The 13,314-nt window shown below is 72.3% G+C and carries 14 protein-coding genes and 1 pseudogene; 8 read left to right on the forward strand and 7 right to left on the reverse strand.

Annotation, left to right across the window (positions count from 1 at the left end; all coding sequences use genetic code 11):
- Positions 1 to 770, forward strand: a pseudogene (locus IF06_RS0126915) (non-ribosomal peptide synthetase); the annotation flags it as partial.
- Positions 771 to 845: 75 nt separating this feature from the next.
- Here IF06_RS0126915 and IF06_RS0126920 read toward each other — a convergent pair.
- From IF06_RS0126920 to IF06_RS0126930, 3 genes are read right to left on the reverse strand one after another with little or no spacing between them, the layout of a single operon-like run.
- Positions 846 to 1,541, reverse strand: a complete 696-nt coding sequence (locus IF06_RS0126920; protein ID WP_013477291.1) for an HAD-IA family hydrolase — start codon at positions 1,539 to 1,541, stop codon at positions 846 to 848.
- Between the two features lie 37 nt (positions 1,542 to 1,578).
- Positions 1,579 to 2,709: a Gfo/Idh/MocA family protein gene (locus IF06_RS0126925; protein WP_030274335.1), complete on the reverse strand. Its 1,131-nt coding sequence runs from the start codon at positions 2,707 to 2,709 to the stop codon at positions 1,579 to 1,581.
- The gene (locus IF06_RS0126930) at positions 2,706 to 3,869 is read right to left on the reverse strand and encodes a DegT/DnrJ/EryC1/StrS family aminotransferase (RefSeq protein WP_030274336.1); all 1,164 of its coding nucleotides are present in this window, start codon (positions 3,867 to 3,869) and stop codon (positions 2,706 to 2,708) included. The genes IF06_RS0126925 and IF06_RS0126930 overlap by 4 nt, the downstream gene beginning before the upstream one ends.
- A gap of 332 nt (positions 3,870 to 4,201) precedes the next feature.
- Here IF06_RS0126930 and IF06_RS0126935 point away from each other — a divergent pair, with 332 nt between their 5' ends.
- The 4 genes from IF06_RS0126935 (at position 4,202) to IF06_RS0126950 (ending at position 6,594) form a co-directional block, all read left to right on the forward strand.
- Positions 4,202 to 4,633 carry a type II 3-dehydroquinate dehydratase gene (locus IF06_RS0126935; RefSeq protein ID WP_013285616.1) on the forward strand — a complete coding sequence of 144 codons (432 nt, stop codon included), beginning with the start codon at positions 4,202 to 4,204 and terminating at the stop codon, positions 4,631 to 4,633.
- Positions 4,634 to 4,724: 91 nt separating this feature from the next.
- Positions 4,725 to 5,078: a DoxX family protein gene (locus IF06_RS0126940; protein ID WP_013285615.1), complete on the forward strand. Its 354-nt coding sequence runs from the start codon at positions 4,725 to 4,727 to the stop codon at positions 5,076 to 5,078.
- A gap of 8 nt (positions 5,079 to 5,086) precedes the next feature.
- Positions 5,087 to 6,022 carry an ROK family protein gene (locus IF06_RS0126945; protein WP_013477294.1) on the forward strand — a complete coding sequence of 312 codons (936 nt, stop codon included), beginning with the start codon at positions 5,087 to 5,089 and terminating at the stop codon, positions 6,020 to 6,022.
- Positions 6,023 to 6,033: 11 nt separating this feature from the next.
- On the forward strand, positions 6,034 to 6,594 hold the full coding sequence (locus tag IF06_RS0126950) for an NADPH-dependent FMN reductase (protein WP_013285613.1): 561 nt from the start codon (positions 6,034 to 6,036) through the stop codon (positions 6,592 to 6,594).
- A 140-nt stretch (positions 6,595 to 6,734) separates the two neighbouring features.
- Here IF06_RS0126950 and IF06_RS0126955 read toward each other — a convergent pair whose 3' ends face one another.
- From IF06_RS0126955 to IF06_RS0126965, 3 genes are all read right to left on the reverse strand, one after another.
- Entirely contained in the window at positions 6,735 to 7,958 is a 1,224-nt protein-coding gene (locus tag IF06_RS0126955; RefSeq protein WP_030274339.1) for a glycosyltransferase, read from the reverse strand.
- 90 nt (positions 7,959 to 8,048) lie between these two features.
- A complete protein-coding gene (locus tag IF06_RS0126960; RefSeq protein ID WP_030274341.1) occupies positions 8,049 to 9,461 on the reverse strand; it encodes a glycosyltransferase family 2 protein in 1,413 nt (470 codons plus the stop codon).
- Between the two features lie 301 nt (positions 9,462 to 9,762).
- Positions 9,763 to 10,377, reverse strand: a complete 615-nt coding sequence (locus IF06_RS0126965) for a TetR/AcrR family transcriptional regulator (protein ID WP_030274343.1) — start codon at positions 10,375 to 10,377, stop codon at positions 9,763 to 9,765.
- Positions 10,378 to 10,674: 297 nt separating this feature from the next.
- On the opposite strand from IF06_RS0126965, the gene IF06_RS34040 reads away from it, so the two are divergent.
- The 3 genes from IF06_RS34040 (at position 10,675) to IF06_RS0126980 (ending at position 12,615) form a co-directional block, all read left to right on the forward strand.
- Entirely contained in the window at positions 10,675 to 10,821 is a 147-nt protein-coding gene (locus tag IF06_RS34040; RefSeq protein WP_176921682.1) for a hypothetical protein, read from the forward strand.
- Positions 10,821 to 10,970, forward strand: a complete 150-nt coding sequence (locus tag IF06_RS34045; protein ID WP_176921683.1) for a hypothetical protein — start codon at positions 10,821 to 10,823, stop codon at positions 10,968 to 10,970. The genes IF06_RS34040 and IF06_RS34045 overlap by 1 nt, the downstream gene beginning before the upstream one ends.
- Positions 10,971 to 11,037: 67 nt before the next feature.
- Positions 11,038 to 12,615 carry an FAD-dependent monooxygenase gene (locus IF06_RS0126980; RefSeq protein ID WP_232236777.1) on the forward strand — a complete coding sequence of 526 codons (1,578 nt, stop codon included), beginning with the start codon at positions 11,038 to 11,040 and terminating at the stop codon, positions 12,613 to 12,615.
- A gap of 84 nt (positions 12,616 to 12,699) precedes the next feature.
- Here IF06_RS0126980 and IF06_RS0126985 read toward each other — a convergent pair whose 3' ends face one another.
- Positions 12,700 to 13,311 (reverse strand): TetR/AcrR family transcriptional regulator, encoded by a 612-nt coding sequence (locus IF06_RS0126985; RefSeq protein ID WP_030274348.1) that lies wholly within the window; start codon positions 13,309 to 13,311, stop codon positions 12,700 to 12,702.
- Positions 13,312 to 13,314 lie beyond the last annotated feature (3 nt).

A 13,314-nucleotide genomic window follows, 5' to 3' on the forward strand; every position in this document is an offset into this window, starting at 1 on the left:
ACGACGAATACACCCGCCTACGCGACGCCGCCGACCTGCAAACCCAACGAACCTACTGGCGCGAACAACTACGCGACCTGCCCCGCCAAGGCACGGGCCGGCCGCAGGAGATCCTGGAACAGACCCCGACCTGGGGCCCCAAGACCGGGCACATCGTCGCCGTCCCGCCCGAGCTGGTGCGGCGCTGGGACCGAGCCGCCGTCGAACACCGCTTCAGCCGTTCCACCTACTTCGCCGCCGCCTACGCCTCGGCGCTACGCGCCATCCACGGGCAGGACGACATCGCCCTGCTGATGATCGTCGCCCAGCGCGGCAGCCGCGTCCTCGACTCCGCCTTCACGAGCAGGATCAGCAGCAACTGTCTCCGGGTCCGGTTCGGCGGCCCGGAGAAACACCTGATGCGGGGCCTCCAGCAGGCCGCGGACGACCTGATGGCCGCCCAGGACGTCTCCTTCCTGGAGATGGTCACCGACGACCCGGTCCTCGACCTGCCCCGCGAGGTGATCAACAGCCTGCCCTCGTTCGCCTACCAGGACAACCTCGTCCTCCCGCTGGACCTGCCCGGCTGCCGGACCGAGGAGGTCGTCGAACCGTACGCCCGGGAGTGGTCCGGTGCCTGCGTCGCCGAGGTACTGCCCGGCGATGAGAGTGTCCTCCTGCGGGTCACCATCCGTACCGATCTGGTCCCGGCCCCCGTCGCCGAGATCCTGGCCACCGGCATGCTGCGCTTCCTGGAAGCCGGCCCCGAGGCGGTCAGCGACACACGCTGAGCGCCGCTTGCCGGCAGGCTCGGCGGCAGCGCGCCGTGCGGCCCGCGCGAGCAGCCCGGCGCGCTCCGGTCCGGGTCAGTGGACGAGGGCCGCCGGGCAGTGCGCCAGCAACTCCGCCGGGGCGTGCACGACCAGGTCGGGGCCGGCGGCGAGCAGCGCCGCGATGTCCCCGCCGTGCCACGTCGTGGCGACGGCCGTCGCCCCGGCGTCCCGGCCGCTGAGCAGGTCGATCACCGCGTCGCCCACCATCATGGCCTCGTGCGGCGGCACGTCGAGGTTGCCCAGTGCCTGGAGCACGATGTCCGGGGCAGGCTTGGGACGGGCCACCTCGTCGGAGCCGATCACCTGGCCGAAGAGGCCCAGCACGCCGAGCTGGTCGAGCAGGGAGCGGGCCCGCGGGCCGGCCTTGCCGGTGGCGATCCCCATTCGGATGCCACGCGAGTGCAGGGTCTCCAGGGTCTCCCGGACGCCGGGGAAGAGCGGCACGAGGTGGGCCATCCGGTAACTCTCGCGGACGAACGGCTCCTCCATCTCCAGGGGCAGCCCCATCAGGCGCATGATGTCCGGGAAGTACCGGCCCATGTGCCGGTTGTACTCCTCGAACGGTGCCGGCCCGTCGCCCACCACCTCGGCGTACGCGATGCTGAACGCCTCACGCATGACGGCCGAACTGTCGACGATGACGCCGTCGAGGTCGAACACGACCGCGCGGATCGGGCCGCGCGCCGGCGACGGCGGGGTCACCTCGACTGTGGACGATGGACGGCTCATGGCTGCTCCCGGAAGGGGTTGGGGCCGACGGTGGTTCTCACCCGGCGCGATGGCCCACCAGTGCGTGCTGGCGCTCCGGCCGGGTGGGCCGGGCGCACTGGTAGATCCGTTCGATGATGTCGATGGTCCGGCGGGCCTCGGCGACGGCCGCGCCCCGGACGGCCGGGTCGGCGAGCAGCCCGGGCAGGGCGTCGAGCTGGTGGTCGTACTCCGCGCCGATCGGCTCCCCGGGCAGCGGCAGCCGCGCGGTCCGGCCGTCGCGGGTACGCGTCAGCACCGGCGTGGGCTCCCGGTTGGGACTGAAGCCGAACGTGCAGCGCAGCGTCGCCGACCCCGCGGCGCCGTGCACGGTGACGGTGGTGCGGTCCAGCGACTCGTGCGAGGCCCAGCAGGCGTGCAGGGCGACGGAGGCGCCGGTGTCGGTGAGCAGGAATCCCCGGGCGGTGTCCTCGACGTCGCCGGGAACGTGGCCTGCGGTGTCGGCCCCGCCGCGCCAGGCGGCGTGGGCGGCGCTGTCGTTGACGAAGTCGTCCGAGACGCTGCCGATCGCGTGAGTGACCCGGGCCGGGCCGAGCAGCGGCAGAACCGTGTCGAGCAGGTGCCAGCCGAGGTCCACCAGCGCACCCCCGCCGGACTGGTCGCGGCGGGTGAACCAGCCGCCCGCGTCGGGCACCCCTCGGGCGCGAACCCAGGCCACATCGACGTGCCGGATCGGGCCCAGCCCGCCGGCCACGTCGGCCAGCGCCCGGATGTCGGCCCGGTAACGGGCGGCGCTGCCGGCCAGCAGCACCGCGCCGCCGTCGCGCTCCGCGTCGGCCAGGATGCCCGCCTCGGCGGAGGTCAGGCAGACCGGCTTCTCCAGGAACACCGGTACGCCCCGGCGCAGCAGCCGGACGGCGACGACCGCGTGCAGGTGGTTCGGTACGGCGACCACCGCCAGGTCGACCGTTCCGGCGGGCAGGTCCTCGACGTCGGCGTACGCGGACGCGACGGCGTGGGTGTCGCGGGCCTGATCGCGCACCACGGGCTGCGGGTCGACCACGGCGACCACCTCGAAGCCGGGGTGTGCGGCGAGCCGGGGCAGCCAGATCTCCCGCCCGGCCCAGCCGAGGCCGACCACCGCGACCCGCACCGGCCGGCCGGCCGCGGCCGGGGGCCGGGCCGTCATCCGGCGAGGACGTCGGCGAGCACGGCGGCGATCTCGTGCATCTGCTGCTCCGTGCCGAGCAGAGTGCGGTGGTGCAGCCAGACGCAGTCGGAGTGAATCTGCTCGGTGTTGGGGCAGCGGGCCGCGATCGCCTCTACCGACTCGTCGGACGCGCCGGCCATCCAGAAGCCCTCGCACCGGTAGATCGCCCGGAACGCCACGAACGCCGGGACGCCCCGGGCGATGAGCGCGTCCACCACGGCACGGCGGCGCTCGATGCCGATCCCGGGGATCCGGAACATCGCCATGTAGTGCGGGTTGCGGTCGGTGCGGGGGTCGGTCGCCTGCGGGACGACGCCCGGGATCTCGGCGAGCAGGCTCGACAGCAGCGGCCAGCGCTGCTCGCGCAGCGCGATCTGCTCGTCGAGGCGGGTCAGCTGGGCGCGTAGCACAGCGGCGGTGAACTCGCTCATCCGGTAGTTCGAGCCGGTGGTGCTGTGCAGGTATTCGCGGTCGGTGCGGGGCCGGCCGCAGCTGTGCACGAGGAATGCCCGCTCGCGCAGTTCCTCGTCGGGGAAGACGACCGCTCCGCCCTCGCCGGCGGTCATGAGCTTGCCGTTCTGGAAGCTGAAGGCGGCCACCGAGCCGAGCGCGCCGGCCCGCCGGCCCCGCCACTGCGCGCCGTGGGCGTGTGCCGCGTCCTGCAGCAGAGCCACCCCGGCGTCGGCGGCGAGCTTGTCGAGCGCGTCCATGTCGGCGAACTGCCCGGCCATGTGCACCGGCATGATCACCTTGGTACGGGGGGTGATCGCGGCCTCGACGGCGGCGGGGTCGACGCAGTAGGTGTCCAGGTCGACGTCGACCGGCACGGCGACCGCGCCGAGACGCTGCGCGGCCAGCGAGGACGAGATGAACGTGAAGGCCGGGACGATCACCTCCGTACCGGGGCCGACGCCGAGCACCTCCAGCGCGACTTCCAGCGCGTGGGTGCCGTTGGTGACGGCGAGCGCGTGGGGGCTGCCGTGGTAGTCACCGAACTCCCGCTCGAAGGAGTCGACCTCACTGCCGCCCATCCGCCACCACTGACCCTGTTCGAGGGCGCGGATCAGTCCGGTTCGCTCCTCGTCGCCGTACTGCGGCCACTCGGGGAACTCGGACACCGTCGAGGGCTGACCACTCATGACTTCCCACTTCCCAACTCGGGCAGACCAGGGGCTTCGACTGACCATCGGGCGGGACGACCCGAGACCGCCGGTACGCGGTCCGGGCACAGCGGAGCACCGGATGGCCGCGCGGTACGTGACGCCTCCGTCCGGAGCCGGCGGCGTCGCTCAGCAGGGAGGACGGTAACCGACGCGGATACGCGGTCACCGCCCCTAACAGCCCCTAGCCACCCCTTAGTCCACCCGCGCCTCGGGCGCCGCCGGTTCGCCGGGAGCCGTTGGCGTAGTAAGACTGCGGTGACCAGTCATCAGGCTCTGCGGGACCAGGGCCGTGCCCCACGAGGTGAAGCGTGTCGGACGTACTGCTGCTGAACGGCCCGAACCTGGGCATTCTCGGCCGGCGGGAACCGGAGATCTACGGCACCGACACCCTGGACGACATCCAACGCGCCGTCGGCGAGGAGGTCGCCACCCGGGGCTGGGGTGTGGTCGCCGAGCAGCACGACTGCGAGGGTGCGCTGATCCGCACGATCCAGAACAGCTACGACACGGTGGGCGCGATCGTCAACCCGGGCGCCCTGATGATCGCGGGCTGGAGCCTGCGCGACGCGCTGGCCAACTACCCCCGGCCCTTCGTCGAGGTGCATCTGTCCAACGTGTGGGCGCGGGAGAGCTTCCGGCACGACTCGGTGATCGCCCCGCTGGCCAGCGGGGTGATCGTCGGGCTCGGAGCGCTGGGCTACCGGCTGGCCGCGCGCGCCCTCACCGCGACCGTCCGATGACGACCGGGCACCCCGCCGTCCAGTGCCGTGGGCGCCGGCGTGCCGGCAGCGCGGTCGTCCGCACGTCCCGACTCTTCCCGAAGGACCTCACGTGGAGATCTCCGTCCTCGTCCTGACCCTCGTCCTCGCCGCCGTGTTCGTGGGCACCGCCGTGCCGAAGCTCACCGGGCAGGCACAGATGCGCGAGCGGATGGACCACCTCGGCGTCTCGCCGGGGCTGACACGCGCGCTGGGGGTGCTGGAACTCGCCGCGGTCGCCGGGCTGCTGCTCGGCCTGCTCTGGCCGCCCCTGGGCATCGCCGCGGCGATCGGTCTCGCCCTGCAGATGGCGGGCGCGGTCGTCTACCACTCCCGGGCCAAGGACCCGGCCGCGACGATCCTGACGCCGGTGATCTTTGCCGTGGCCGCCCTCGCGCTCGTCTACCTGCACGTGCGGCTGGGCTGAGGCCGGCCGTGTCCGGTCCGCAGCGCCACGGCGGCGTCCTCGGCATCGACGTCGGCGGCACCAAGGTCGCGTTGCGCGCGGAGGCGCCCGGGCAGCCGGCGTACGACCGCACCTTCCGCTGGCCCCGGACTGCCGACCCGGCCGCCGACCTGACGGTGCTGGCCGTCGAGGTGGACCGGCTGCGCGACCGGTGGGGACCGGTGGACGCGGTCGGGGTGGCCATGCCGGCGACCACTGACACCGGTGGCACCGTCACCACCTGGCCTGGGCGCCCCGGCTGGGTGGGCCTCGACCTCACCGGCGCGCTGCGCCGCCTCTTTCCCGACGCGGCAACCGCCGTCGCCGACGATGGTGATCTCGCCGCCCTTGCAGAGGCGCGCTGCGCCGGCGCGGACGACGTGGTCTACCTGGGCGTCGGCACCGGGATCGGCGGTGGCGTCGTACTGGCCGGCCGGCCGGTGCCGGGCCGGTCCTCCGCCGAGATCGGTCACGTGGTCGTCGCTCTCGATGGCGAGCGCTGCGACTGCGACCGGCATGGCTGCCTCCAGTCCATCGCGTCCGGCCCCGCCACCCTGCGCCGTGCTGCCGCCCGCCGGGGCGGCGAGGTGGGCTTCGATGACCTGCGGGCCGGACTCGACGGGCGCGAGCCCTGGGCGGTGGCGGCGGTCGAGGAGAGCTGCCGGGCGCTGGCGGCGGCGGTGGTGAGCCTCGGCGAGATCCTCGATCCGGCGCTGGCGATCGTGGGCGGCGGGTTCGCCGCCGGCCTGCCCGGCTTCGTGCCGCTCGTCGCGGAACGGGCACGCCGCGCCGGCCGGCCCGGCCGTCCGGCGCCACCGGTGCGTCCCGCCGCCCTCGGCGGGCTGTCGTCCCTGCACGGCGCGGTGGAGCTGGCTCGTGACCTGACCGGCACGCCGGCTCCCGCGCGCCCCACCCCCATCGCGTAGAGGAGAGCAGCATGGTCAGGATCGGTGTCATCGTCGGCAGCACGCGACCCGGCCGCAAGGCCGACGCCGTGGCCCGCTGGGTGCGCGACGTCGCCGCCAAGCGGGGCGACGCCACTGTCGAGCTGGTCGACATCGCCGACTACGCCCTGCCACACTTCGACGAGGTGCTGCCACCGTCGATGGCGCCGTCGCGACGCCCCGCCGTACGCCGCTGGGCGACGACCGTGGCCGGGTTCGACGGCTTCGTCTTCGTCACGCCGGAGTACAACCACTCCATCCCGGGCGCACTGAAGGATTCCCTCGACTTCCTCTACCAGGAGTGGCAGCACGCCGCCGCCGGCCTCGTCAGCTACGGCGTGCACGGCGGCACCCGGGCGGCGGAGCACCTGCGGCTGGTGCTCGGGCAGCTCGGCGTCGCCGACGTCCGCTCCCAGGTCGCGCTCTCTCTGACGACCGACTTCGTCAACTTCCGCGACTTCCGGCCGGCCGCGCACCACGAGCAGGCCCTCGGCACCATGCTCGACGAGGTGGTCGCCTGGGCCGGCACACTGCGGACGCTGCGCCGGGCCTGACGCCGCTGCGGCTGCGCGGGCCGGTGACGGGGGTCGGGCATCCAGCGTCGACCCGCCCGCTCGGCACGGCACGGCACCGGTCGCCTGGGTCCGTGGCCGGGCCCCGCCCGGTCGTGAGCCAGGGGGGCGGGGCTGCCCGCTCAGGCTCCCGGTGCGACGACCAACCGCTCCGCGGCGACCTGCGCCGCGTCGGTGCGTACGACGCCGGCGAACTCGCGGGCGCGGGCGGCCACCTCCGGCCGCAGCGCGGCGCCCAGAGCCTCGGTCAGCGACTCGACGGTCGGCACGGAGCCGGGGTGTGCGGTGCCGATGCCGAGCGCGGACACCCGGCGCGCGAAGTAGTGCTGGTCGTACACCTGCGGTACGACGACCTGCGGCGTCCCGGCCCGCGCGGCCGTGGTCGTGGTGCCCGCGCCGCCATGGTGGACCACCACGGCCACCTCCCGGAACAGGTCCTGCTGGTTCACTTCGCCGACCACCAGGCAGTCGGGGGACCGGTCGACCGGCGAGAGCGGCGCCCAGCCCCGGGAGACGACCAGCCGGCAACCGACCGCGCGCACGGCCCGCACGGCCGTCTCCAGCAGACCCGGGGGTGCGGCGACGCTGCCGAATCCGACGTAGACGCACGGCCCGCCGGCGTCCAGGAAGGCCGTCAGCTCGGCGGGCAGGGCCCGCTTGTCGGGCAGGAGCCAGGCGCCCGGTTGGTAGACGGCCGGATCGGCGACGTCCGGCCAGGGTGCCAGGGTCGGGTCGGTGGCCAGCCACGGCCGGTCGGTGTGGATGTGGTCGCTGACGTCGTCGACCGTGCCCAACCCCACCGCCGACCGCAGCGCGTTGAGGGGCGCGGCGAAGGTGTCGTTGACGTGCCGCAGGTTGGCGGCCCACAGGTCGCTGTTGTCGGCCGACGCGGGCGCCGGGACCTCCCCGAACACCGGCAGCGGCAGCGGGGGGTGGTGGGGTGAGGGAAGGGCCGCCGGGCAGAGCGCCGCGAAGATGTACGGGATGCCGCGCTTCTCCGCCACGGTGCGGGCGGCGATCTGGAGGCCCGTCGACGCGACGAGGACGTCACAGTCCCGGGCTGCGGCCGACAGCACCTCGAACTGGATGCCGATGGAGGACTCGGCGAGCTTGCGTACCTGCGCGGGCGAGGGTTTTGGCACGGCGGCCCGCGACCTGGGCGCCGCCGACCTGCGCCAGGGCGGGCCGACGGGCACGAAGGGAATCCTGAAGCTGGCCACCCAGCGGGCGAAGTCGGGCGGGGCGCAGAGGCGGACCTGGTGGCCGAGGGCCGTCAACCGCGACGCGAGCGCCACCAGTGGTTGGACATCGCCGCGCGACCCGAGAGTCGACAGCAGTACGCGCATGGTACTCGCCTTTCCGTCTTTTGCGCCGGATCCGGGCGCGGCTGGGCCAGGCCCGACAGCGTTGTCGGGCCTGGCCGCACCGTCGATCTGCTATCCCCGCGTCGTGGAGCGCCCCGGCACCAGGGCAGCGGGTCGCGCTCTGGCGGCGGTCTGAGCGGGTACCCGGCGCGCGGCGCCGGGCGCGGGTCGGAGGGGCCGCAGGATCAGTACGTGGCCGAGCCCCTCGACCGCGCGCAGCTCGGCCGCGCAGGCCGCGGCCTGCGCCTGGCGCAGGTAGTCCAGCGTCTGCGGGTCGGCGGCGCACATCCCCGGCGTCGAGTCGGCGGTGGCGACCAGGTGGACCTCGCCGGCCAGCAGCAGCGAGGCCGAGATGAACTGGCAGAGTTCCGGCCACAGCAGGTACCGCCAGAAGTCCACGCTGATCACCGCGTCCAGGCTGCCCGGCGGCATGGGCGGGGCGACGCCGAGCAGGTGGAAGTTGGTCCGCCCGATGGGTGCGGCGTAGTCGAAGGTCAACGCCGAGGTGGGCAACCCGGAATCGGCGCGGCCGGTGCCGATCCAGAGCGTGCGGTGCCCCCGCACCTGGCCGGCGAGGCGCGCGGCGGCGGGCCCGATGGCGCAGGCCGACCGCTCGACGCACTCGTCGATGAGCGCGCGATAGTGCAGGATGCGCCGGATCGCCTCGTACCCCATGACGGCGGTAAGGAACTCCCACTCCAGGCACGGATAGAGCCGGGCCGCCTGCTGGAAGTTGGCCTTCATCTCCATCCAGTTGCGGGTGATGTTCTTGTGGTGCGGCAGGTGGACGACCCGGGCGTCGTCGTCGTAGCCGAAGTTGACGCCGTCGGGGAGGCTGCGGTCGACGCGGTAGAACAACTCGACGTCCTCCACGCCGTAGCTCAGACCGAACGCCTCGCGGTAACCACCGACCTGCGCGAAGTGAGCGCTGGTCAGCGAGATGTTGTGCGTGTAGGCGATGACCCAGCCGGCCCGGAGCCACTCGCCCCCGTCGTCGGGAAGCCCCGTGGCGAACCGCAGGTCGCCGCCGTGCGGGAAGGCGCGTGCGACCGCGTGCGACTCCCCGGCCAGCACTGCCGGCAGGTCAGCGAGGCCGATCTCGTCCCGCCGGCCGATCAGCACCGCCGCGTTGCCGGGCACGCTGTGCCAGGCGAGGTGCCGCTCCAGCAGGTCGGGCACCGCCCACGAGTCGGCGTCGAGGAAGACCAGCAGAGGTGCGCAGGCACGGCGCGCCCCCTCGTTGCGGGCGACGGAGCGGCCCTTGCGCTCGGCGAGTTCCAGCACGCGCAGGCGGAGACCGGCACCCTCGGCGAGCGCCTCGGCGTACCCGTCGGACGAGCCACCGTCCCGGACCACGATCACCTCGAAGCGTTCCGGCGGCAGCGTCTGCCGGGTCAGCGCCCTGAGGGTCAGCGCGAGGCACTGCGGATCCTGGTAGGTCGGCATCACCACGCTCAGCGCCGGAGGGTTGGTGGGCAGCGACATGGCGATCCTCTCCGTCAGACGATCTTGCCGTCGGGGGGCGGCGACATCGTCAGACGATAACGCTCCGCGACGACATCCTTACGCATCAATAGGGGTCTATAGGGGTGCACTGTCCCGACATGACAGTCGCCGCCTGACCGGAACCTACCCACGCGCAGGAGCAGCAGCCGCGATAGGAAGCAGAGGGTTAGATCAACCCGATTCGGCTGGCGAACTCACGTACGCCTGGCAGGTTGCGGCTGTCGCGGCCGAGGAGTTCGGTGGCGAGTTGCTGCGCCCATGGCCGGTAGCGGCCACGCCGTCAACAACGCTCATGGTCACTGCAACGAGTTGATGTGCCGTACGCGGCCATGAACATGTCCAGCAGTCCGTCGACCGCGTTCTCGTCGATGGGGCGGGTTGACAGCAGCCAGCGGTAGTAGAGAGTGCCGCATAGCACCTCGGCGGCGAATTCCAGGTCCGCTCCTGGGGCGAGTTCACCGGTGCGCTGAGCGCGGGTGATCCGGTCGAGGGTGCTCTGCTCGACGGTGGCCAGGAACCGTTCGTGCAGGGTCGCCCGTAGCGTGGAATCGGCCTGCGCCTCGGCGATGACTCCGCGGTAGACGGGGCCGATCGGCGGGCTGGATAGGGCCAGGCTTGAGCGTAGGAACTGTTCGCGCAAATCCGCACGGACGTCCCCGGCGTTGCGGTAGTCCAGATCGCTGGTCCACACGAGGCTGAGCGCGTCGAGCAGCAGCGCCGCGATGGACGGCCAACGCCGGTAGATCGTGTGCTTTCCGACCCCGGCCCGCCTGGCGACCGCCTCGATGCTCAGTCCCGCGTAACCGACCTCCGCGGCCAGATCGAGGGTCACTCGCAGCAGTTCTTCAGTGCGCGCAGCGCCTCGGCGCCGTGGCGTGGCAGGCGTGTCGGTCATGCCGCGATCCTATCGGCACACGGCGTGCCGTTGACAATGTAGCGGGCCGCGTGCGACATTGAGCCCCGATCGGCACGGTGCGTGCCGATGGAGGAGTGTGGTGGCATGTCGCCACCCGCGGGCCCAGGAATGCGCCTCATCAAATCCGCAAGGAGTGATCTGCCATGAGCAGCACCGAAAACAGTGAGCACGAAGGATTCGCGGCCGAGGAGCGGGCCGCGATGAGGACCACGCCCAGGAGTTGAAGAAGGCCGTGCGCCGACGGCCCGCAACCTGTCGGCGACGGCCGACCACCGGATGGCCGCAGCGGCCAAGCCCGACTTCGAGCCGGTAGGGGTGCTGCACCAGGTGAAGGCGCCCACGCTGGTCATCGAGGGCGGCCACGAGCCGGTCAAGCCGGGGCACGGCACGATCATCCCGAGCAGATCCCGGGAGCGCGGCTGATGATCGTGGCCGGCATAAGCCACATGCTGCCGCCGGAGGCGCACGAGGAACTGGTCGCCGCCATCCTCGCGCACACGGCGGGACGACACGATCAAAGATCGATCGAGATGAATCATCATGATCTCACCCGGCAACGCGCCGCTGGGTGAGGAATCGTCAACCGAGGCCAGAATCCACGGAAATGGGGAGTAGCGAAGTGCGTGTGCTGTTGACCGCGTGCGGGGCACGCGGGGATGCGACGGAAGCTTACGAGCGGAGTCGCCAGTGATGAACGCCGACGTGGTCATTGTGGGCGCCGGTCCGACCGGGCTGATGCTAGCCGCTGAGCTGCGTCTGGCCGGTGTGCGACCGCTGCTGCTGGAGCGGCAGCCGCAGCGCCGGGACACCCCCAAGGCCGGTGGTCTCGGCGGGCAAATCCTGGAGCTGCTGCGCTACCGGGGCTTACTGGAACGCTTCGAAGCCGCCTGCCCCGGCCCCGGCCTCGCCCCCCGGTTCCCGTTCGGCGGCGTGCACCTGGACTTCACCCATCTGCCGGATCCCCCGCTGCACGCCCTGCCGCTGCCGCAACCGCTGCTGGAGCGGCTGCTCGATGAACGCACCGGCGAACTCGGTGTCGACGTCCAACGTGGGCACGAGGTGATCGGGGTAAGCCAGGACGAGGCCGCGGTGACCGTGGAGGTGCGGGGCCCGGACGGGCCGTACCGGATCAACGCCCGCTACCTGGTGGGCTGCGACGGCGCGCGCAGCCGCATCCGCGACTGGGCTGGCATTGGCTTCCCCGGCACCACCTATCCGGAGGTCAACCGGCTGGCCCAGGTCACCCTGCCCGACACGGTGACCGTGCTCGGCAACGGCGATCTCGACGTGCCCGGCTTCGGCACCATCCGCGCCGGTTTCACCCGCACGGACCACGGCCTGCTCGGCGTCGGCTCATCGCCCGACTCCAAGGTCGTCTCGGTCTACACCATCGAAGACGAGAACACCGAATACGACGACGACGTCTCGATGACCGTCACCGAACTGCAGGACAGCGTCCGCCGCGTGCTCGGCGCGCACCTGCCGGTCGCCGAGGCGCTTCGGCTGTCGCGCTTCACCTTCAAGGCCCGCCAAGCCGAGCGCTACCGGGCCGGGCGGACCCTGCTGGCCGGGGATGCGGCGCATCTGTTCCCGGCCACCGGGGTAGCCCTCAACGCCGGCATGCTGGACGCGGTCAACCTGGCCTGGAAGCTGGCCGCCGACCTGCACGGCTGGGCGCCGCCCGGCCTGCTGGACACCTACCACGGCGAACGCAGCCAGGCCGCCGCCCGAACCATGCTGCACACCCGCGCCCAGGTGGCACTCCGGCGCGGGCACGACGCGGCCGCCGAAGCACTGCGGGAGGTCTTCTCCGAGCTGCTCACCGACGAGCAGCCGCTGCGTCGCATGGGAGCGCTGGTATCCGGTACCGACATCCGTTACCCGATGCCCGGCGCCGGCCACCACCCGCTGGCCGGCACCTTCGCCCCCGACCTCACCCTGCACACCGACCAGGGCGTCACCAGCCTCGCGGAGCTCATGCCTGGTGCGCGGCCCGCCCTCCTCGACCTCGCCGACCGGCCGGACCTGCGCGAGGCCGCCCGGGACTGGCGGCATCGCGTCGACCTCCACACCGCCAAGACCGACGATCGACCGGCCGACGCGCTCCTGATCCGGCCGGACGGCCACATCGCCTGGGCCGCGACCCTCGATGAACCCGCCGACACCGCCGCGCCCGCGCTGCGCGAAGCGCTCTCCGGCTGGTTCGGCACACCCTGAAACGACGACCAGATCGCCCACGCTCACGGATGCGGGGCCCCTGACCTTGGCGTCCAGAGGAACTCAAGGGATGTTTCGCAAGCCTCAGCGACGCGGGCGCAGCCCGTTGAGAGCGGTCTCGACGATACTGTCGGCATAGTCGGGGGTGAGCGCTCTGCTGCGCTGGAGCCATCGGTTGAGCAGGGGCCCCCAAAGCATGTCGACGGCCACGTCGAGGTCGAGGTCCTCGGCCAGCTGCCCAGCCCGCTGGGCGCTGCGCAGTCGTTGTTTCTTCGGTTCTCTCATCGGGCTGTCCAGCCGTTCGGCGTAGAGAGCGGCGAGTGTCGAATCATGGGTGATCTCTGTGTTCAGGGCGCGCATCGGCTCGTCGTAGCGCGGATCGTTGAGTTCCTCGATCGTGGCTCGAAGTACCCCCTTCAGGTCTGCCTCCAGATCACCAGTGTCGGGCAGGGCACTCCCTCCGCCGTCTGGTTGCTCGCTGAGCATGAGGAAGGAATCGAAGAGGACCGCCCCCTTGGAGGGCCACCAGCGGTAGATCGTTTGCTTGCCAACACCCGCCCGGGCTGCGATGCCCTCGATGCTCAGCTTGGCGTATCCCACCTCCTGCACCAGCTCGAAGGCTGCGGCGAGGATGGCCCGCCGGGAGGCTTCGTTCCGGCGGGTCGCGTTGGAGGGGGACGTGCGGTGTGTCGTCATACC

The sequence above is a fragment of the Micromonospora globosa genome, from assembly GCF_000717585.1.
GTDB lineage: Bacteria > Actinomycetota > Actinomycetes > Mycobacteriales > Micromonosporaceae > Micromonospora > Micromonospora aurantiaca.

Excerpts from the sequence above, each read along its gene's own strand:
- IF06_RS0126920 (WP_013477291.1), bottom strand. The coding sequence starts at position 1,541 with ATGAGCCGTCCATCGTCCACAGTCGAGGTGACCCCGCCGTCGCCGGCG.
- IF06_RS0126925 (WP_030274335.1), bottom strand. The coding sequence starts at position 2,709 with ATGACGGCCCGGCCCCCGGCCGCGGCCGGCCGGCCGGTGCGGGTCGCG.
- IF06_RS0126930 (WP_030274336.1), bottom strand. The coding sequence starts at position 3,869 with ATGAGTGGTCAGCCCTCGACGGTGTCCGAGTTCCCCGAGTGGCCGCAG.
- IF06_RS0126950 (WP_013285613.1), top strand. The coding sequence starts at position 6,034 with ATGGTCAGGATCGGTGTCATCGTCGGCAGCACGCGACCCGGCCGCAAG.
- IF06_RS0126955 (WP_030274339.1), bottom strand. The coding sequence starts at position 7,958 with ATGCGCGTACTGCTGTCGACTCTCGGGTCGCGCGGCGATGTCCAACCA.
- IF06_RS0126960 (WP_030274341.1), bottom strand. The coding sequence starts at position 9,461 with ATGTCGCTGCCCACCAACCCTCCGGCGCTGAGCGTGGTGATGCCGACC.
- IF06_RS0126965 (WP_030274343.1), bottom strand. The coding sequence starts at position 10,377 with ATGACCGACACGCCTGCCACGCCACGGCGCCGAGGCGCTGCGCGCACT.
- IF06_RS34040 (WP_176921682.1), top strand. The coding sequence starts at position 10,675 with ATGGCCGCAGCGGCCAAGCCCGACTTCGAGCCGGTAGGGGTGCTGCAC.
- IF06_RS34045 (WP_176921683.1), top strand. The coding sequence starts at position 10,821 with ATGATCGTGGCCGGCATAAGCCACATGCTGCCGCCGGAGGCGCACGAG.
- IF06_RS0126985 (WP_030274348.1), bottom strand. The coding sequence starts at position 13,311 with ATGACGACACACCGCACGTCCCCCTCCAACGCGACCCGCCGGAACGAA.